The sequence below is a fragment of the Pseudoalteromonas sp. JC3 genome, assembly GCF_030291895.1.
Lineage (GTDB): Bacteria > Pseudomonadota > Gammaproteobacteria > Enterobacterales > Alteromonadaceae > Pseudoalteromonas.
On sequence record NZ_CP127855.1, the window covers coordinates 140927 to 162129 of the forward strand.

11 protein-coding genes are annotated in these 21203 nt (G+C 41.9%); 6 read left to right on the plus strand and 5 right to left on the minus strand.

Going from position 1 to position 21203, the window contains the following annotated elements:
* The first annotated feature begins 209 nt into the window (after positions 1–209).
* Both QSH61_RS00650 and QSH61_RS00655 read left to right on the plus strand, forming a co-directional pair.
* A complete protein-coding gene (locus tag QSH61_RS00650; protein WP_206472321.1) occupies positions 210–842 on the plus strand; it encodes a 2OG-Fe dioxygenase family protein in 633 nt (210 codons plus the stop codon).
* A gap of 9 nt (positions 843–851) precedes the next feature.
* Positions 852–2087, plus strand: a complete 1236-nt coding sequence (locus QSH61_RS00655; RefSeq protein ID WP_206472323.1) for a cysteine desulfurase-like protein — start codon at positions 852–854, stop codon at positions 2085–2087.
* 33 nt (positions 2088–2120) lie between these two features.
* Here the strand turns inward: QSH61_RS00655 and QSH61_RS00660 are convergent, their stop codons facing one another.
* The 5 genes from QSH61_RS00660 to glnA all read right to left on the minus strand — a co-directional run bounded on the left by QSH61_RS00660 (position 2121) and on the right by glnA (position 7812).
* Complete coding sequence (locus QSH61_RS00660) at positions 2121–2582, minus strand: cyclic nucleotide-binding domain-containing protein (protein WP_010374445.1); 462 nt, start codon at positions 2580–2582, stop codon at positions 2121–2123.
* 22 nt (positions 2583–2604) lie between these two features.
* Positions 2605–4002, minus strand: coding sequence for a nitrogen regulation protein NR(I) (ntrC, locus tag QSH61_RS00665; RefSeq protein WP_174171037.1), 1398 nt, complete (start codon positions 4000–4002; stop codon positions 2605–2607).
* Complete coding sequence (gene glnL / locus QSH61_RS00670; RefSeq protein WP_174171038.1) at positions 3999–5081, minus strand: nitrogen regulation protein NR(II); 1083 nt, start codon at positions 5079–5081, stop codon at positions 3999–4001. Before glnL ends, ntrC begins: the two co-directional genes overlap by 4 nt.
* Before the next feature lie 551 nt (positions 5082–5632).
* Positions 5633–6139, minus strand: a complete 507-nt coding sequence (locus QSH61_RS00675) for a DUF4124 domain-containing protein (RefSeq protein WP_010604328.1) — start codon at positions 6137–6139, stop codon at positions 5633–5635.
* Positions 6140–6405: 266 nt separating this feature from the next.
* Positions 6406–7812 (minus strand): glutamate--ammonia ligase, encoded by a 1407-nt coding sequence (glnA, locus tag QSH61_RS00680; protein ID WP_010604329.1) that lies wholly within the window; start codon positions 7810–7812, stop codon positions 6406–6408.
* A 924-nt stretch (positions 7813–8736) separates the two neighbouring features.
* On the opposite strand from glnA, the gene QSH61_RS00685 reads away from it, so the two are divergent.
* The 4 genes from QSH61_RS00685 to QSH61_RS00700 are packed head-to-tail and all read left to right on the plus strand — an operon-like array spanning position 8737 to position 21201.
* Positions 8737–10920: a penicillin acylase family protein gene (locus QSH61_RS00685; RefSeq protein WP_158299088.1), complete on the plus strand. Its 2184-nt coding sequence runs from the start codon at positions 8737–8739 to the stop codon at positions 10918–10920.
* 28 nt (positions 10921–10948) lie between these two features.
* Complete coding sequence (locus QSH61_RS00690) at positions 10949–12679, plus strand: cyclic peptide export ABC transporter (protein ID WP_010604331.1); 1731 nt, start codon at positions 10949–10951, stop codon at positions 12677–12679.
* Positions 12669–15806, plus strand: coding sequence for a non-ribosomal peptide synthetase (locus QSH61_RS00695; RefSeq protein WP_206472324.1), 3138 nt, complete (start codon positions 12669–12671; stop codon positions 15804–15806). The genes QSH61_RS00690 and QSH61_RS00695 overlap by 11 nt, the downstream gene beginning before the upstream one ends.
* A complete protein-coding gene (locus tag QSH61_RS00700; protein WP_206472326.1) occupies positions 15796–21201 on the plus strand; it encodes a type I polyketide synthase in 5406 nt (1801 codons plus the stop codon). The genes QSH61_RS00695 and QSH61_RS00700 overlap by 11 nt, the downstream gene beginning before the upstream one ends.
* The last annotated feature ends 2 nt before the right edge of the window (positions 21202–21203 follow it).

The window sequence follows — 21203 nt, forward strand, 5'->3', positions numbered from 1 at the left end:
GCGCATGCTGGCTTTTTTTATGCGCATAAAACGCTCATCTTAAATGGTGTTATCAAGCATTATTTTAAATCTAGATAAGTAATCTATTAAAGTGGCTATAAGTGGGTTTTTATTGCGTTTTGCTTGTTAAAATCCCGTTTTTTTAAACAGTAATTTTCTCTGGTTTTATTAGAATTGTCGGCAAATTCTCATCAATGGGCGAGAGGATCATGACAACAGTAAACAACCAGAATTTATTACAACTACGCTTTTTACCGCAGTCACATATCGACGCAGTTAAGCCTTTTTTCAATCAACTTCCAGATAACCCTTATGCCGATGGTGCATTCAGAAAGCGCCGCTATTCAGTGGTTAAATTCACTGACGGTGAAGTAACATTGCAGCCGACTAAGGCTTTCGTGCAAGACGACTCAATTAATACTTTCCAAGGTAATATTGAGCGTGTTTACGAAAACCTTGAGCTGGGCATGTTAAACACCGATGGCTTTAAGCATATGCTTGCTGAATTTAAAGCCATGACAGGAATTGCAGACGATACCAGCATAGAAGTGCATCAGTTTCGCATGTTAGCGATTGAAAGCGATACCCCTCCTGCGCCAGAAGGTGTGCACCAAGATGGCTTTGACCATGTCTGTGTCTGCGGTGTTTCTCACGAAAATATCGCCGGTGGCGAGCTATTGGTATATGAGCACAAAGAAGCTGAGCCCTGTTTCAAAATGGAAATCAAAGATGGTTTATTTGCGCTCGTGAATGACCGTGAAGTGTGGCATAACGCAACACCGATGAACAAGCTAGATGCCGAGCAAGTCGGTTACCTAGACTGCTTCGTATTTACAGCCTAAGAGGGTAGTATGGATTTAAATCAAGTGCGTCGTCAGTTCCCTGCGCTTATGCAAAGTATTGGTGGAACTGCGCCAATTTTCCTTGATGGCCCGGGTGGCTCTCAAGTACCGCAATCCGTGTTGAGCGCGATGTCTGCTTACCTTGGTTATTTTAACTCTAACTTAGGTGGTGCATTTTTCTCAAGCGATAAGACCGTCAGTTTGATGAGTGAAGCGCGCCAAGCGGTTGCGGACTTACTCAATGCGCCAAGTGCAGATCAAATTGTATTTGGTGCCAACATGACTAGCTTAACCTTTAGCTTTAGCCGTGCGCTATCTCGCGAATGGCAAGCAGGTGATGAAGTTATTGTGACCAATGCCGATCACTATTCAAACGTTTCTTCATGGCGTCAAGCTGCCGAAGATAAAGGTGCGACGGTACATGCGGTGCGTATTAATGAAACCGATTGCACGCTTGATCTTGCGCATTTTGAATCACTACTAAATGCCAAGACTAAGTTAGTTGCGGTGACGTATGCATCGAATACAACGGGCTCAATCAACGATATCAAACGCATTGTGGAGCTTGCGCACCAAGTTGGTGCATTGGTATATGTTGATGCTGTGCATTATGCACCTCATGAGCTAATCGATGTACAAGGTTTGGATTGCGACTTCCTTGCGTGCTCTGCTTATAAGTTCTTTGGTCCGCATGTGGGCATTGTTTATGGTAAGCGTGAGCATTTAGAAGGTTTTACTCCGTATAAGGTGGAGCCGGCAAAAGACATTATCCCAGGCCGCTGGGAAACTGGTACGCAGAGTTTCGAAGGACTAGCGGGTGTTGTTGCGGCGATTGACTACATTGCTTCACTTAGCGAGATGAGTGCAGATACACCACGCCGTGAGAAACTGGTTGAGGCGTTTGCACGCACAAAAGCGCATGAGATGCAGCTTAGCCAGCACTTCTTAACGCGTTTAGCCGAATTTAAAAAGATTAAACTTTTTGGTATCGAGTCACGTGAGCGACTCGCTGAGCGTACACCAACGTTTGCTTTGACATTTGATGGCATCGAGCCACGTACCGTGTCGGAATTCTTAGGTAAAAAGCACATGTGCGTATGGGATGGTAATTTCTACGCCCAAGGGCTTTGCGAGCAGCTAGGGGTGATGGATAAAGGTGGGGTTGTTCGCATCGGTTGTATGCATTACAACACCATAGAAGAACTAGATAGCTTGTTTGATGCATTTAGTGAGTTGTTAGCATAATACAAAGTGGGAGCTACGGCTCCCACTGCTCATTTAGGTTTCTTGCCCTTCAATAAATGCATTGAGCTTAGCAATGCGATGGCTCATACCTTCAATGAGCTTATCTTTGATTTTTTCCCGGATCACATTGGGCAAGCGTGTTAATGCATCTGGGGTTATCGCCAATATGATGCTGTCTTTTAACGCTTGTGCGCTAGTGCTGCGTTCTCGGTTAGTGATAAATGCACCTTCACCTAAAAACTCTCCAGGACCAACTTTACCTAAATCATGGGCCGCATCTTGTTTAAAAATCAAAAACTCACCGCTTAATACAATATACAGGCGATTGTCTTTTTCAAAGCGTTTGAAAGCATGACGCTCTTGTTGCACCAGATATAAGTGACCAAAAGACTCAAGCAATACCTGGCGCTCGGCAAGCGTAAACTCTTTAAAAAACGCTAAGCGATTGATGATCTCTAGTTGTTTAAACAGTGGGACATTTTCAAGTAACTTCATGCAAACTATTCACAAATCAAACTTATTCTTGAATATTGCGTTCTTTTAGCTTTCTGGTCAATGTATTGCGTCCCCAACCTATCTTTAACGCCGCATCTTGCTTATGACCATGACAGGCATTGAGTGCGGATTTGATCAGTCGTGTTTCTAATTGTGCCTGTACATCGGGCCAAATATGGTCTTTTCCTTTACGTAACTCTGAGTCTAACCAAGTTTGGAATGCGTCCAGCCAATTGCCATGCTCTAAGGCGTCAATCTGTTGTGGCTTTTCTAGCTCTTCGGGCAGATCCGCAGGGGTGACAAGTTCACCCGGGGCCATTACCGTTAACCAACGGCAGGTGTTTTCCAATTGCCTAACGTTGCCAGGCCAATGATACGCCTGCATTTTTTGCAGAGCATGTTTGGAGATGATTTTTGGCTCGGCTTTTAGCTCCTTTGCGCTTTTTGCAAGAAAGTGATCGCACAGGGCGGCGATATCTTCAGGGCGTTCACGTAAGGCTGGTAGTTTTAACCTGACGACATTGAGGCGGTGAAATAAGTCTTCACGGAATTTACCTTGCTTGACCAGTGTCTCTAAGTCTTGATGGGTAGCTGCGACGATACGGACATCGACCTTCACGCTGTTGTGGCCACCAACCCGATAAAACTCACCATCGGCGAGTACGCGCAATAGCCGAGTCTGCACGTCCAGTGGCATATCACCGATTTCATCTAAAAATAGGGTGCCGCCATCGGCTTGCTCAAAGCGGCCACGGCGCATGCTGTCAGCACCGGTAAAAGCGCCTTTTTCATGGCCGAACAACTCAGACTCGACGAGATCTTTGGGGATGGCGGCCATATTGAGCGCGATAAAAGAAGCCTCTTTGCGCGGGCTGTGATTGTGCAGCGCGCCTGCCACAAGCTCTTTACCCGTGCCTGATTCGCCGTTAATCAATACACTCATGCTTGAAGCGGAAAGTTTACCGATGGCGCGGAACACTTCCTGCATCGCTGGGGCTTCACCAATAATGTCGGGGCTATTGGCTTTTTCACTTTGGCGCTTTTGCTTTTTAGTTTGCTGGCCTGCACGAAATGCACGTTGCACAAGGGAAACGGCCTCGTTTAAGTCGAAAGGTTTGGCGAGATATTCAAACGCCCCTTTTTTAAATGCGTTGACCGCAGAATCCAAGTCCGAGTGTGCGGTCATAATGATCACCGGCAAGTTTGGGTAGAGCCCTGCAATTTTATCTAACAAGGCCATGCCATCGATACCTGGCATACGTACATCTGAGATCAGCACTGCGGGTTGCTCATATTCAAGCGCGGTCAATACATCTTGACCACTGGCGAAGCTCTCGGTTTCAAACTCAGCTCGCTTTAATGCCTTTTCTAAAACAAATCGGATTGAAGCGTCATCATCGACTAACCAAACTGATTTCATTGCACGTTTCCTGTTTCGGTGTTGTCAAAGGGAAGGTAGATACTGAACTCAGTGTGTCCTGGCCAACTATCGCATTCGATAAATCCTTGGTGTTGCTCTACCAAAGTTTGCGCGATAGAGAGCCCAAGTCCAGAGCCTCCTTCTTTATTCGTGATCATCGGAAAGAACAATGTCTCTTTTACCTCATCGGCGATCCCTGGACCGTTGTCGCTGATACGGATGAGTAATGCTTTTTTCAATAGTCGCTCACCATGATGAAGACGGTGTTTAATACGCGTTGTTATGGTGATCGTACCGTCATGCTGTAGCGCTTGTTGAGCATTGCGTAGCATATTCAGCAGAACCTGCTGAATTTTGGCTTGATCTATCACGATAGCCGGAATACTGGGATCATAATCTTTTACCAAGGTGATATCGGCATCGCGCTCCAAGGTGGTTAACTTTATCACCGATTCTAACGCCTGATGGATATTACACGGCTCTTTTTGTGGTAACTGATTGGGTCCAAGCAGTTTATCTACCAACTCGCGTAATCTATCTGCTTGCTCAATAATGAGCGTGGCACATTCTTCCCGTTCTTGTTGATCAGTTTCATACTGCAATAATTGCGCCGCACCGCGGATCCCACCAAGTGGATTTTTTATTTCATGGGCAAGACTGCGAATGAGGTTTCGAGCTGCTTGAAATTGGTGCATTTGATTGGATGCTTGGTCATAACGCAGGGCATCATCAACACGGCGACATTCCACTAAAATGAACGCCTCTTCTGCAAGGTAAACTCGTCTGGCATGCAGACTTAGTGTCGCAACACGATTATCTACAAACACCACGTCTACCCTGTGTTGCTGGCAGTCTACACCATCTTGTAGCACGTATTTAGAGAGCCGTGGCAAGTCTATATGATGATGATTAAACACACTATCAACCGCCAGCCCAACAAGCCGTTTAGTGCTGAGTCCCAGTAGTTCACTACTGCTGTAATTGGCATAGTGGATCATTAAATTTTGATCGAGCACTAAAATCGCGGTTGAGAGAGATTGCCAAACTTTATCCAAGTCAATCGAGTTATGTTGATCCATATATGTTCACCGTGCACCAATGTGGTGCAATGAGAATAGCATAGCTTTGCATCCATTGGATTAAATTATTACCTGAGCTCAGAAACTAGGGGTTTTCGAACTCGTATCCTAAACTTGGTATTAATAAAGCATGCCAACTTTAAGGTGCCCACATTATTAATGCTTTGTTTCAAAAAATACATCTAGCTTGTGCTTGTGGGGGGGGGGAGCCTTTTTGTCACGTTCTGCATGAGTGGTTGTGACTTTCAAGGCGCTAGGTATGTTACCGAGTATACGGGTTGCTTTCCTCCTCACACCGCTAATTTACATCGGGCTACGAATGGCGAGAAAACCACCCTTACAGGCGTAATGCGGGTCGTTCAACCTAACTGGCGAGATAAATATCTACTGCAAACAAAGGCTGAAGTCTACTATCAAATCCAGGTGGGTGAGCAAAGGTTGTGGATTGAACACAATGAAATGTCGAGTTTGGCCTCCTCAATAGCAGGAGGGATGAGTATGGTGTGTTTGCAACTACTGGTTAAAAGTCAGTGTAGGTAAGCAATATCGCTCTAATTATTCACGGTATTGCGGTGCAAAAAGAACTTATGAGCATCGCTTTGGGCGACTAACATACCTTTTTGATTAAACACTTTCATAACCAAAGAGTGCTCGCCACGATTGATACCACGCAAAGAAAACTGAGTATTACTTTGTTTTGGCCCTGTGGCTGTTCCGTTGAGAAAGAGTTGCACGCTTAGTCCTTGGGTAAATCTTGGCTCTATGGTGCCAGTTACGTATACACTGCCACTATTATCACGGATTGTTTGCTCATGCTCAGGAGAAGTGATTTTAGCTGTATATTGAATCGTTGGTGTTGTATCCGTTTGTTCGAGAATTTTAGTATCAACACTTGGCATGGTTAAAGCGCTGGCGTTGAGTTTGACTTCTTTTGAACCTGGTTGCGGTACATCCGAATAGACCCAATGGCCGTTTTTGTCTTTCCAGCGATAGATTTTTGGATTGGACTCTGCTGCAGCATCAATGCTTGTTAGGGTTAGCGTCATGCTAACCGACATTATAAGAAACCACTGACGCACCACAACTCTCCACAGTAAACTACTGTTCATACTTTAGTATAGTGTTGTTGGAATTGCGAGTTACAAATGAGTAACTCCGATAATAAATTTATTCGAGATATTTAATTTAACCTTTTGAATTAAATTAAAAAAGCCCGTAATTACGGGCTTGAGAACACATATGATTAAGAGTGCCAGAAACGCATAATGAGTTTTGGCTCTACAAGCTCAATACCGCGGTACTGAGCGTAGTAGTCTGTTAGCGATTAAACGCTGTAGTACATTTCGAACTCAACTGGGTGAGTTGTCATGTTTAATTTTTCAACTTCTTTCGACTTAAGTGTGATGTACGCATCGATTAGGTCGTCAGTGAATACGCCACCTTGAGTTAAGAACTCACGGTCAGCATCTAGAGAAGCAAGCGCTTCGTCAAGTGATGCTGCAACTGTTGGGATTTCTGCTGCTTCTTCCGCTGGTAGGTCGTACAAATCTTTGTCCATTGCATCGCCAGGGTGGATCTTGTTGCGGATACCGTCAAGACCAGCCATCAACTGCGCTGCGAAAGCTAGGTATGGGTTAGCCGCAGGATCTGGGAAGCGTACTTCGATACGACGACCCTTTTCTGATGGGATCACCGGGATACGGATTGATGCTGAGCGGTTACGTGCTGAGTATGCAAGCATAACTGGCGCTTCAAACCCTGGTACTAGACGCTTATAAGAGTTTGTTGCTGGGTTAGTGAATGCATTGATTGCTTTAGCATGCTTAATGATACCACCAATGTAGTAAAGCGCTTCTTCAGATAGACCGCCGTACTTGTCGCCTGCGAAGATGTTCTTGCCGTCTTTAGCAAGTGATTGGTGGCAATGCATGCCTGAACCGTTATCACCAACGATTGGCTTAGGCATAAAGGTTGCTGTCTTACCGTATAGGTGAGCCATGTTGTGGATAACGTACTTCATCTCTTGGATTTCGTCTGCTTTAGTTACCATAGTATTAAAGCGAGTCGCAATCTCATTTTGACCAGCAGTTGCTACTTCGTGGTGGTGCGCTTCAACAACGTGGCCCATCTCTTCAAGTACTAAACAAGTAGCTGCACGCCAATCATTAGACGAATCTACCGGTGCTACTGGGAAGTAACCACCTTTTACGCCAGGACGGTGACCTGTGTTACCACCTTCGTAGTCTTTGTCTGAGTTCCAAGCCGCTTCTTCAGCATCAATTTTGTACATTGAGCCAGACATGTCAGTTTTAAATTTAACATCGTCAAACAAGAAAAACTCTGGCTCAGGACCGAATAATACGGTGTCTGCAATACCCGTTGAACGCATGAACTCTTCAGCGCGTTTAGCTACTGAACGTGGGTCACGCTCGTAACCTTGGTGTGTGTTTGGTTCAACCACGTCACAACGGACGATAAGGGTTGTTTCTTCTGCGAACGGGTCTAGCTTAGCACTTTCTGCGTCAGGCATAAGTACCATGTCAGATTCGTTGATGCCTTTCCAACCAGCGATAGATGAGCCATCAAACATTTTGCCGTCTTCAAAGAAGTCTTCATCGGCTTGATGATGCGGGATCGATACGTGTTGTTCTTTACCTTTTGTATCTGTGAAACGTAAGTCAACAAATTTTACGTCGTGCTCTTTAATAAAATCTAAAACCGATTGTGACATGTGTCCTCCGACTCGTTGGGTTATTTTTTGCTGCAATGTACTGCAATTGCACCTTGATAAGCGTTAATCGTGCCAATTGTTTAACTGTTTGATTTTTAGTGATTTATTTAAATTCACTGATCTGTGAACGGATGTTTTGCACTAAATTGGTGCGTAAGTGTTCCATGGTGGTGCGTAATATTTTTCCTGACAACGACACTTTCCATTTCTGTTGTAGTTGATATTGATTAAATGCTCAAGGTATCAAGATATCGAATAGCTAAAAATTGCTCGAGTATATTCAGTTGTCTGCACTAATGGTGGTCTGGTATTGAGCAGAAAATTGAAATTAATTTCTAAATTTATAGAAAAAATACATTCTAAATATTGCATATAAAGCACCTTTCTTTAGGTATTTAATCGAAACTTTTCTTTGCTCATTAACTGCTTCTTAGATTAATTTTTACATCTTTTGTTTATATACGCTAACACCAAAGAGCCCGCATTTTATAGGCGACTTTTTGTTCACCATTTATTTGTCTGTATTTAGGTGAATGATACTGCATGTGAGGAAGTTGTATGTACATTATGCAATTTTGTATTTCTCAATTGTGTCCTGTGTGTTAATTGTGTTAATCGAGTTAATTTTTGTTTTGTTTTTTGTGTTGATCGGTTTCATTTTTTGGGTACTATGTACCTGATATTAATAAGTTGAGTCTAATGTTAAAGGGGCTACTTGATGCACTCTAATAGGCTAAATTTTCGTTTGTTACTGTTGATATGCAAGGAAGAAGTAAGGTGTTTTCTCGAGAGTCATTAGCATTAAGATTTGTTATTTTAGTATTTATTCCCCTCATTATAATCATCTCTTATTTTTACTTAGACGAGAGAGAAACTTTACCTCTGGATAATATAACATTAAGCGATAGCGCTTTGAGTAACAAAGTGAGTATCTCTAGAGATAAGTACGGAGTTCCAAATATAAGCGCGAAAAGTGATCATGATGCTTTTTTCGCTATGGGATATGTTCAAGCTCAAGATCGGCTTTGGCAAATGGAGTTACAGCGCCGATTAATTAAAGGTACTTTGAGTGAGGTCTTTGGAGCATCAACAATTGAGCGTGATAAATATATGCGTACTTTGGGGCTTGCTGATGCTGCAAAAGAGGCGCTAAAAAGTTTAGGGAAGCGGGAAAAAGGCATCTTAGTTGCCTTCTCTGAAGGAGTGAATGCGTATATCAGAGATTCTGAAAACCTACCAATTGAGTTTAGGGTTTTTGGTGTCGTTGCTTCAAATTGGTCTCCTGAAGATTCATTAATGGTAGGTAAGCTACTTTCTTACTCTCTGAGTTTTGCTGCTAATTATGAACGCGCCAGAGTACAAGCTGCCGCTAAATTACCAGTGGACTATTTACACTCAATCTATCCAGAGCTTAATGATCAGCAATCTTTATCAGAGGATATATCACGTGTCGCTAAATTGGATGAGACGTTAAGCCAGTTAGCGAGTATCGAAGAAGCTTTATTGCTAGAGCATGGGATTGGAGGCAAATTTGCCGGGAGTAACGCTTGGGCAATTTCTGGGGAGTTAAGTGCTTCGGGCGATGCGATGTTGGCGAATGATCCTCATCTCTCTTTCCAAATGCCTTCATTATGGTATCGAGCGTCTTTGTTAGGCGGCGAAGTAAACGCATCAGGTATGACCATTCCAGGATTGCCTGTAATTGTATTTGGACATAATGCTCATATTGCTTGGGGCGGTACTAACATGCCCGCGGATACGCAAGATTTGGTCATAGTGGACCTTAATCGAGGAGGGAATTCTGCAGGAGAGAAAATTGTTCAAAGGGTAGAGGAGATCGCGGTTAAGGCTGACTTCCCAGCTCAATTTAGAAAAGCCCCAGAGACTATAAAACATACGGTTGCACAATCAAAATATGGGCCTATTCTAGATTATAGTGCTGGCGCGTCTCATGGGTATGCACTGAGATGGACAGCTTTAAATGACAGTGATACTTCTATTTCTGCCTTGATCGACCTGAATTATGCTTCTAATTGGGAAGAGTTCAGGAATGCGCTCCAGCTTCTTATCACGCCGACAATCAATTTTGTTTATGCAGATCGCCTAGGCAATATAGGCCTCAATAGCGCGGGTAAAGTTCCGCTTCGCAAAAAACATTCTGGAGCCATACCTGTTAATCAGTATGAGTTTGAATGGACTGGGTACATTCCTTGGGAAAGTATGCCAACGGAATTCAACCCTAAAAAAGGCTATATCATTAATGCCAACCAAAAACATGTCTCTGAGGATTATCCTTACTTCATTTCTATGGACTGGGCTCCTTCATATAGAGCGGAACGTATAGCATCTCTTATAGAAGGTGAGTTAAAGCGAGGACACAAACTTTCCATCGATACTTTCCGGAGTATTCAAGGTGATGTACTTGACTTAGGAGCGATAGATCTACTCAACCTTCTTAGAAATGACTATCCAAATCTGAAGCCTTTACTTGGTGAGCTACTACATTGGGACGGAGATTATAAATCTGACCCTGACGTTGGTGCTATATACCAAGTCATGATCAGAAATTTAAAAGTCAAATTATTCCATTCACAAAGTCTTGCTACACAATTTGGTGGCGGGCTAACCGCATCTAGTCTAACCGACAAACAGTTATTGCTCGCCTTACAAGACCATGAATTATGGTGTTCTGACACTTCAGAAAAATGTACAGATGAAATTAGGGATTCCTATCAAGCGACTTTAGTTGAACTTGAGCGTAAGTTTGGCGCTAGGCCGTGGTCATGGGGAGAGCTTGCGCCGAGAACTTTCGCGCATCAACCCTTTAGTGAAGCGGACTTTTCGAGACGAATTTTTGAGCGGCAGATCACTGGAGCTGGTTCATTAGATACCGTGAATGCCGCCGGTTATCGGTTTGATAGTGCTGATGGATATGAGCAGATATTTGGTGCAGGGTTTCGCCAAATTATGGTGTCGAGTAAGCAGGAAGGGTTTAAGTCTTGGTACATCAATTCAACGGGTCAGTCCGGCAATATCATGAGCCCACACTATGATGACATGATCGACTTATATGAAAGTAATCAATTAGTTACTGAAACACCGCAATAAATATAATAATTAATAAAAAGGAATTGTAATGAGGTTACTCTCCGAATTAGGAAAGACGGCGCCTAACTCTGTCTTTATTTCACTGTTGAGCGGCGCGATCGCAGGCCTTATCTACGCGTCGCTAGTTCCAGTTATTCTAATCGCAATTGAAGAGTTTAGCTATGTATTAGACGGCACCGCAGATTTTGTTGAGGTACTGGGCGTGCAAATAGCACATCCAAATTTAGCGCTGTTATTTTTAGGTATTTGCGCTGCGATTTTTATTTTGCAATCAGTGTCAATGATTGCATTACAAAAGTCAGCATTAATGCTTGCGAGTAATATCCGAAAAAGATTGTTTGAAAAGATTCTAGGGGCTCCAATCGAGAACCTTGAGTCAGTTGGAACTTCTAAATTACTCGTTGTATTAAGTACAGATATCAGTCGAATTATGATGGGGGCGCAAGCAGTTCCTGGTCTGTTAGTCAGTTCAGTTATTTTGTTAGGTGTATTTTTATATATCTACTTTTTAAGTATGGGGGCATTTCTATTTTTATTGGTTTGTTTAGTTGTTTCAGTTATTACCTATCAAATTCCTATCATCTATTCCATGAGGTTTTTTAATAAATCAAGACAAGAAACAGATGAACTTCAAAAATCATTTCGCTCTTTACTAATGGGAGCGAAAGAGTTGAAAGTTAATAATGTTAAGCGAGAGTCATTTATTAAAAATGAGTTGCTTAAAGCTGAAAATGAAATGCGTGAAACACTTACTAAAACGTATAACTATACAATCTTTGCTGAAAACTATGGGATGCTATTAACCTATCTAATTATCGCCGTTTTGGTTTTCTCTTTTGTTAATTACTACTCGATTGGTCATGGTGAATTACTGGGTATAGTTATGGTTCTGCTATATATATCCGGCCCAATTCGATGGATATTGCAATCAATAGCTCCAATTTATAGAGCTAATGCGTCATATAATAAAGTAGATCTGATTCTTGCATCTTTGTCTAAGGAGGTAGAGAGTGAATTAACCCCGGTTAGTAACTGGGAAAAAGTAACTTTCGATAATACTTGCTTTTCTTATAAAAAATCTAATTTTGAAGTTGGCCCAATTTCTTTTAGTTGTAGACGCGGAGAAATAACTTTTATTGTTGGAGGGAATGGCTCGGGTAAATCAACCTTCTGTAAGGTCGCTACACTTCATTATAGGGCAACATCGGGAAATATTATCTTTGATGATGTGAAAGTTGATGAAAGCAATATTGATAGTTATCGCCAGTCAATAAGTGTTATCTATAGTGATTATCACTTATTTGAAAAGCTGCATGGAATTGATTTAGAAAATAGTGATGTTATAGATGAAATTAATTATTGGTTAGTGAAGCTTAACCTCGATGAGAAGGTGTTTTTAGAAGGAGATGGATTCTCTACTTTAGAACTTTCAGATGGTCAAAAAAGAAGGTTAGCATTAATAGCTAGTATTGTAGAAGATAAAGATTTTTATTTATTTGATGAATGGGCTGCAGATCAAGATCCTCAATTTAGAGAGATTTTTTACAAAGAAATCCTACCTATTTTAAAGTCAAGAAATAAGTTGATTATAGTTATAACTCATGATGATAGATATTATAACTTATCAGATCAGCTCGTTCATTTAGATAAAGGAGAGGTTCAGCTAAGTGCTTCAAGGTTAAATTATGGCGAGGCTAAGGCTGAAAAATCAAATTTTAAAAACTCAGAAAATAATAAGGATAACGCATATGAGGTTTGATTTTTCTCTAGCGCAGAAGGATGTTTACTTCGATCAGCTACATTGTATTGGTAATGCTAAATATAATATTGGTGGATATGTTGATATAAGCTCGGCAAATGTCACATCTTTATTAGAAGCAAGTGATCAGGTTATAGCAAGTAACCCTATGTTTAGTTTGACTATTGAGCATGAGCATGATGGTCCCAAAGCAAGATTTGATAACGCTTTACATATTAAGTCTACGGTGGTTGATTATAGAGACGCTATTGAACCGATTAAGTCAGCGCAGGAGCTTGTGAAAGAAATATTTTCTCAGCCCTTTGATCTTAAGGGAAGATGCCTCTACAAAACTTATATCATTCAACTGACAGATCAAAGGATCTGGTTTGTAGGTGTAGCGCATCATTTGCTGATTGATGGCTGGGGGTTTGCGCTATGGGCTGAGGCACTTTCAAAAGCTTATGAATCAAAAGAATATCAGGTTAATGAGCACGCGCAGCAAAACTATTTTGAACAAGACTCAGTATACTTGGAGTCAGAACGGTATCAGAAAGATAAGGAATTTTGGAAGTCTTACTTGCATTGTTCTAAAAGGAATATACTTGTTCCAAATAGGAAATTGGAATCGAAAAGCTCAAGTGAGAGAGTTGTTTTTTCAGTAGCGCGAGATAAGTATGAAAGCTTATTTTCAAACAAAGGGTTTCTAGCTAAGTCCCCTGGTACTGTATTTTTGTCTCTTGTTTTTATAATGTTCTCTAGACTATATAGAGAGCGTAATTTTAATGTAGGGTTACCAGCTCACAATCGAAAATCAGCGAAACAAAAGAATGATATAGCTCTATATACAAGTGTTAGCCCTATATCGCTAGCTTATACATCAGACACCTCATTTGATCAGTTTCTTAGCTATGTAGCTTCTGAGCAAAAAAAAATATATCGACATCAGAAATACCCAATTGGTCATATTGTTTCTGATATGGGCCCTGAAGCAAGAAGTGGTCTCTATGATGTGTGTGTGAACTTCTTAAAATTAAATAATAGTTGTCGCTTTGCTAAAGCGCATGCATCTTACCATTATATCGAAAACCCTTTCCAAACTACTCCTTTTAACTTAACCATTTGGGACAATGGAGAAGTGCAGCCTGTTGAACTACAGGTGGATTATCACATGGGGTACTTTTCAAAAGAGGAAATTGCACAGCTTTTAGAAATACTTTTTTCTCTTCTAGAACAAGTTTCAAATAATCCAGAGGTAAAACTCTCTGAATTAATGCTTACATCTGAGAAAAATAAATCGTTATCTCTGTCCGACACTGGACTTGATGAGGAAATACAACCATTTATTACCTTATTTTTGGAGCAAGTGCGGAAATCTCCGAATACCGTAGCTGTGTCGTGTCAAAACAGAGAACTTACTTATGAAGCCTTAGATCTTTCTTCAACGCGGCTTGCATTGAGATTCAAGGAAATCGGGGTCAAAGCCGGTGATCTCGTAGGGCTAATGCTTCATCGCTCAGAAAGAATGGTGGAAGCGATTGTAGCGCTGAGTAAAATTGGAGCTGGTTTTGTGCCGATGGATCCGAGCTATCCAGTTAGCCGCCTAAAGCATATGGCACATGACAGTAATATTTCATTGCTTGTCATCGATAGTGATTTCTCTGAGTTAGCATTTGAGCTAACAGATAAGATTTATATTGTAGAGTCACTTTGTGAAAATACCGCTGTTGAAATTGGCTCGACTACCGTAGCCAAAAACGATAGCACTGCTTATGTTATATATACCTCGGGCTCTACAGGTACGCCAAAAGGCGTTGAAATTTCGAATCTATCTTTAGCTAACTTTTTGCTCTCAATGAGGAAAAAACCAGGAATCAGCCATGGAGATAGATTATTAGCCGTCACTCCATTTAGTTTTGATATATCTATTTTAGAACTATTACTTCCGTTAATAAGTGGAGCGACGGTCAAAGTATTTCCTTCACGTATAACCCATGATCTGCAAGGTTTGGTTGATGAAATTAACAAACCTGATACCAGCATCGTACAGATGACTCCTAGCGCATGGAAGTTGGTATTAGCTTCTGGCTGGCAAGGTAAACCTAGCTTAAAGGCGCTTGTGGGAGGAGAAGCTCTGCCACAGCATTTAGCAACTGAGCTAACAAGCAAGGTTGATGCGCTTTGGAATATGTATGGGCCAACTGAAACAACAATTTGGTCAAGCTGTATCCGAGTGGAAGAGAGTTGGAGTGTAAATTCAATAGGCCATCCAATCGCTAATACACAGATGGCAATTCTAGATAGCCAGCATAGCTTCATGCCTGTGGGTTGGACGGGTGAGTTATACATCAGTGGTAAGGGGTTGGCAAAAGGCTACTTTAATCAACCTGAGCTAACTGCTAGTCGCTTCATTAGTTGTAATGGAGAGCGTTGGTATAATACGGGAGATTTAGCGAAAATACAGGCAGATGGTAGTGTTGAATTTGTAGGACGAATAGATACTCAAGTTAAATTCCAAGGGTACAGAATAGAACTAGGTGAAATAGAGTCAATACTGAAAAAGTTACCGAATATCTCTGACGCAGTTGTTCTAATCAAGACATCTGACTCTGGTCATCAGTGTTTATGTGCTTACTATATCTCTGAAAATGATGAGTTATCCTCTGAACATTTGAGAGCCGCCGCTTCTGAATACCTTCCATTACATATGCTTCCAAGCCATTGGCAAGCACTTAAAGCGTTTCCTTTAACACCAAGTGGCAAACTAGATAGTAAGTCGCTTTCACTACCTTCGAGTTTTGCACAAGTAAGCACAACTGAAAATGAAGATCGTTTGATACAGGAGCTGGCAGCCGTTATTTGCCATCACCTTCAGATACCTCACCTTGATGCAGAGACAAACTTTTTTGATGCAGGAGCAAGATCCCAAGAAATGGTTGAGCTTGTGCCAAAGTTGAATGAAGCATTGAGTTTGTCACTAACTGTTGTCGATATGTTTAGTTATCCCTCACTTAACGCGCTGGCTCAAGTCATTGATGCCTCTGCGACCCGCAACTCCGAGGCAAAAAGCCGAACAGAGCAACTTCAATCAGGCAAATCAAGGCTTCAAAGAAGATTGAATACAAGGAAACAAGTCAATGAGTACTAATCAAAATTATCATGGTGCTGAAATCGCAGTCATAGGTATGTCTTCGCGATTCCCCAAAGTGAACTCGACACAAGAGTTTTGGCAATTGTTGCGAGAAGGCCGGTGTGGATTGTCAACATTCTCTTCTGAAGAGTTAGAGCGTGCAGGTGTGGATAGTGAGCTGATATCGCAAGACTCTTATGTTCCAGTTAAGGGGGTTGTGGAAAATGCGATGGCCTTCGACGCAGAGTTTTTTGGATATAGTGAGCGTGAAGCTATTTTAATGGATCCTCAATTGAGGCTCTATCATGAGACTGCTTGGCAAGCTCTTGAAGATGCTGGTTGTGGGAGAGAGACGTTAAATGAGAGGTTGCTGGGCGTTTTTGGTGGAGCTTCAGCAAACCCATTATGGACAGCTCAATTTAGCCAAGCCGCTTCTGAAGGTGGTGCACAAGCTTACGAGATAATTAATCTCGTTAGTCGAGACTTTTTTAATACTCGTTTGGCATACAAGTTCAATCTAAATGGTCCAGCTGTGACTGTACAGTCAGCTTGTTCAACAGGCTTAGTTGCAATTCACCAAGCTTGTCAAAGTCTGTTAAGTGGGGATAGTGATATTGCGTTAGCTGGAGCTGTTTCATTATCTACCAACCCAGCTTTAGTTGAACCAGATATACAAGGATATGTTTATCAAGAGGGAATGATCCTCGCTCCTGATGGTCAATGTAGGCCATTCGATGAAAGTGCTCAGGGGACGGTCTTGAGTGATGGAGTCGGGTTTGTCGTTTTAAAGCGACTACATGATGCAATTACCGATGGTGATCAAATTCATGCTGTTATTAAAGGTTCAGCAATTAATAACGATGGTAATAATAAAGTAGGATATACCGCACCAAGTGTTGCAGGCCAGCGAGATGTGTTAAGTACAGCACTACAGATTGCTGGTGTTGAGCCACAAGGCATCGGTTACATTGAAACTCATGGAACAGGAACAAAGCTGGGAGACCCTATAGAGGTGCAGGCTTTGAACCAAGTATATGGCGTTAATAGATCAACGCCTTGTTTAATTGGCTCAGTAAAAAGCAACTTTGGCCATTTAGATACCGCAGCAGGTATCGCTGGGTTTATTAAGGCGGTACTCGCTATAAAGCATGGCGGGATTCCAGCAAGCTTGCATTACAAGGATGCAAATCAGAAGTGCCAGTTTTCTGAATCTGGGCTAATGGTATCGGATCACTTCCAGCAATGGCCATCAGCAGGGGTAAAACGTGCCGGCGTCAGCTCGTTTGGGATTGGTGGAACAAACGCGCATATTATTTTAGAAGAGTATCGAAAACCCGCAATGGAATCAGTGCAACAAAGTGCTGCCTTTATTCCTGTTACTGGTCATTCTAAAGAGAGTCTACAACGTAACTTAGCCGCAATGCAGAGCTGGTTGCGGTCAAATACTAACGATTCACTATCTGCTGCTTATACTATGTTATTTAAGCGTTCAAAGCAGAGTATTAAGTCTGCACTTGTTCATGATGCCGACAATCAATACATAGCGACAGCGTTTAATAAGGAGCTGCACCCTGAATCACTGGTATTTATGTTTAGTGGTCAAGGCTCTCAATACTCTAAGATGGCACAATGGCTATATAAGAATGATACAAAATTTAGAGAAGTAGCAGAGTTATGCTCTACACACATAGATGAGCTCACAGGTGTTAATGTATGCGAATTACTTTGGGGAAATACTGAGCAGATAGCAAGTGACGAACAGTTACGAGCAACAAAACTTGCGCAACTTACACTGTTCACCGTTGAGTTTGCAATTGCTCAAAGTCTAATTGATAAAGGGTATCGGCCTAGTGCGTTAATTGGGCATAGTCTTGGTGAGTATGTTGCTGCGACAGTTGCTGGGGTATTCAGCCTTCAAGACGCGATAAAGGTGATTAGCGCTAGAGCCCAAATTATGTCTCGTGCTACGCCGGGGAAAATGATTGCAGTGAACGGCAGTTGGACTCAGTTTGACACCTCAAAGTGGTCGAATGTATCAATTGCGACTATTAATTCTGAAAAGAACTATGTTGTTGCTGGAGCAGTCCAGGATATTGAGATATTTATTTCAGATGCACGAAGCAATGGATTAGAAACTACAGAGCTCAATACATCAAGTGCATTTCACTCTTCATTAATGGATCCACTGTTAAGTGACTTTGAAGCTGAGTTCAAAGGGATTCAACTGAATACTCCCAATATGCCGATTATCTCAAATGTGACAGGTGATTGGGCAGGTGAGCAGGAACTATGTGATGTCTCTTATTGGGTTAAGCACTTGCGTCATACGGTTCAATTTCACAAAGGTATCAGCACGCTGTTGTCAGGACCAAGTCGAGCTTTTGTTGAAGTTGGTCCAGGTAATACGCTAGCCAACATTGTGTCACGCCATGGGCAATTAGAAAGTCAGAGTTTAGTCCTGCATACCACCCGCGCAAAAAGAAACGAAAAGAATGAACATACAGCATTCAATAAGTGTTTAGGGCAGCTTTATACGCTTGATATTGAACCTGATTGGAGCAGGGTACTTCAAGGTTTTAACAAGATCGCCGACCTTCCTCCTTATCAATTTGATAGCAAAGTTTATAAAACTCAGTTTTCAGGTTTTAGAGAAACGGCAGAAGAGGATGTTGAAGGATTTTATAAGCAACAGTGGAGTAAACAAGCGCTATCACTCCTATCACAGGATAGTGACAATAAAGGTAATATACTCGTTCTCGATGATAACAGTCATTTTTCCCAAAATATTATCAAGCAGTTAGAGTTGGAAACAGCAAGCACAATAACGACTGTTAGGGTTGGAGAAGTATTTAAGCGAGAGGATGAAAACCGCTACATTATGAGAGCGGAAATATTTGAAGATTATGAAAAGCTAGTTGCGGAATTAACGCGGTTAGTGACATTACCGACAAAAATTATCTCATTTTGGCCAAGTTTAAGCACTATTGACAACTATCATAGCATCCTCACATATCTCCATTTAGCAAGAGCATTCTCAAATGTCTCTTACCAAGATGAGATGAGTTGGTTTGCGATAACAACAGAAGCTTGTAACGTTACAGGTATAGAGTTGCTTAAACCCGAACAAGGGCTGGTGTACGGCACACTGAAAGTAATTTCTCAAGAGCATCAGAACATCTCAGCGCATCAAATTGACTTTGATAGTTCAAGTTTTAGTCAGTCTCAGTTACTTCCAATAATACGTTCTAAAAAATTGTCCACTGTAAGTGCGGTGCGAGGCAGAAATCTTTGGCAACCAGAGTTTCTAAAAATTGGCAAGGAGCTAGAAAAGAGCAGTTCACCTGTAGTTATTCGTGATAATGCGACTTATGTAATTACAGGTGGATTCGGAGGTGCAGGACAAGAACTTGCTCGTTATTTAGCGTCAACATATAAAGCAAACTTAGTGTTAGTGAGTCGAACAGACCGTTCATCTTCTCCTCTTATTGCTGAATTGAACTCCTATGGTGCCAATGTAACTTGCCTTGAGGCGGATGTAAGTACACCGCGATCAGCTCAAATAATCTGGGACAAAGCCGTCACTGAGTTTGGCCAAGTTAGCGGTGTATTTCACCTAGCGGGACTGCCAGGTGAAACGATGGTGATGAACCAAACAAATGAAATTGTGCATAAGGTACTAGCTGCAAAGCTGGGAACTGCCAACGCTTGGGTTGATATTTGCGAGCGTGAAGAGATGGAGTTCGTCGTACTATTTTCTTCGGTTACGGGGATTTTAGGTGGCATGGGTCAAAGTGACTATAGCTCAGCCAATGCTGGTTTGGATTGTATAGCAGAAGCAGCTCACAGTAGAGGTATAGATAGAGTTTTCAGTATTCGCTGGGATGCTTGGAAAGAAGCTGGAATGGCTGTAGAGGCATTAAATGGCAGAAGACGGATTACAGCGCATCAAACTCATCCACTGTTGGGCGATCAAATTATCAATGAGTCAGGCCAGACAGTCTACTGTAAGCAATTTCATACAGAGAGGGATTGGCCGCTTGCTGAGCATTGGGTTATGGGTTTACCAACGATTCCTGGTGCAACCTATTTGGAGATGGCTGCAGCTGCATTTCAGCATTCAACCCCTTCAAAGCACATCACTTTAAAAGACGTATACTTTTTATCTGGTGCAGCCCTATCTGCAGGAGATTGGTCTGATTTATATACCAACCTAACAGTCGATGGCAATGGTACTCAATTCGAAATTACGAGTTATCAGCCGAGTAATGAGTTGTACCAAATTCATGCGAAAGGGCAGGTAAGTGGAGTTTCGAGCGCGCAGCCAGAAAGCATGTCGATTAATGAGCTAATTAATTCAATTCAAGGAAGAGTATTCGACAATATTTCTGGTGCTGCAGACCTTGGGGCTCAAGCTCTTGGTGTGAGCCGAAATGCAGAGCAGCACGATCAGTTGATGAAGTATGGTGAGAGATGGAACTGTTTTGAAAAGGTGTGGATCGGCGAGCGCTCAGGCCTAGCTAAAATGCACTTACCTGCACAGTTCGATACTGATATTAATGACTACAGTTTACATCCTGCCTTACTGGATTGCGCAACCTCTTATCTGAGAGCTTTTATTGATGGTGGCGTCTATATACCAATTAGCTATGCAAAGCTTACCCAATATTCGAAGCTAGAAGGTCAGTTTTATAGTTTTGTCGAGTTGCAGAGTCAGGACAGCAAATCGGGAGTCATGAGCTTTGATATTTGTTTACTCAGCTTAACAGGAGAGCAGCTAGTAACTATTTCAAATTTCACGATGAAGAAAATTGAAACAGACTTAGCTAGCTCTTCAAGTAAGGTAAGCAATATACCTCTTAGTGAATTTGTATATAAACATAAAGCGATGCCTGCAGGCATTGATAATAGTACTGCAATGAGTGTTATCGAACAGACATTAGCTCACCGTCAGCCAGTAACTTTGTATGCAGCATCGGATTTTATAAAGCGCTATGAAAACTCCGCAGATGGTGACACTGGTTTATTCGACCTGAATGACGCGTTACCACAACAAACACGACCTAGACCTGATTTGGAAGTGGATTTTGTTGCAGCAAAAACTCCCACTCAAAAATCATTAGTGTCAATTTGGGAGCAAATGCTTGGATTAGAAAAAGTAGGGATTCAAGACGACTTCTTTGAGCTTGGTGGGGACTCTCTCGTTTTGATGCAGATCCATAAAAAAGTACAACAAACATTTGATGAAAAAATAGCGGTTGTTGAACTGTATAACTATCCGACAATTCAAAAACTCGCCGAATATATAGACTCTTCATCTAACGAAGATGACGATACTTTATCTCAGGTTTCTTCTCGAGTTGAGAAGAAAAAAGCAGCAGCCCTTCGCCGCAGAAAAAAACAACAAAAGGACTAACA

Excerpts from the sequence above, each read along its gene's own strand:
- QSH61_RS00650 (WP_206472321.1), top strand. The coding sequence starts at position 210 with ATGACAACAGTAAACAACCAGAATTTATTACAACTACGCTTTTTACCG.
- QSH61_RS00700 (WP_206472326.1), top strand. The coding sequence starts at position 15,796 with ATGAGTACTAATCAAAATTATCATGGTGCTGAAATCGCAGTCATAGGT.
- ntrC (WP_174171037.1), bottom strand. The coding sequence starts at position 4,002 with ATGAAATCAGTTTGGTTAGTCGATGATGACGCTTCAATCCGATTTGTT.
- glnL (WP_174171038.1), bottom strand. The coding sequence starts at position 5,081 with ATGGATCAACATAACTCGATTGACTTGGATAAAGTTTGGCAATCTCTC.
- QSH61_RS00675 (WP_010604328.1), bottom strand. The coding sequence starts at position 6,139 with ATGTCGGTTAGCATGACGCTAACCCTAACAAGCATTGATGCTGCAGCA.
- QSH61_RS00695 (WP_206472324.1), top strand. The coding sequence starts at position 12,669 with ATGAGGTTTGATTTTTCTCTAGCGCAGAAGGATGTTTACTTCGATCAG.
- QSH61_RS00660 (WP_010374445.1), bottom strand. The coding sequence starts at position 2,582 with ATGAAGTTACTTGAAAATGTCCCACTGTTTAAACAACTAGAGATCATC.
- QSH61_RS00655 (WP_206472323.1), top strand. The coding sequence starts at position 852 with ATGGATTTAAATCAAGTGCGTCGTCAGTTCCCTGCGCTTATGCAAAGT.
- QSH61_RS00690 (WP_010604331.1), top strand. The coding sequence starts at position 10,949 with ATGAGGTTACTCTCCGAATTAGGAAAGACGGCGCCTAACTCTGTCTTT.
- glnA (WP_010604329.1), bottom strand. The coding sequence starts at position 7,812 with ATGTCACAATCGGTTTTAGATTTTATTAAAGAGCACGACGTAAAATTT.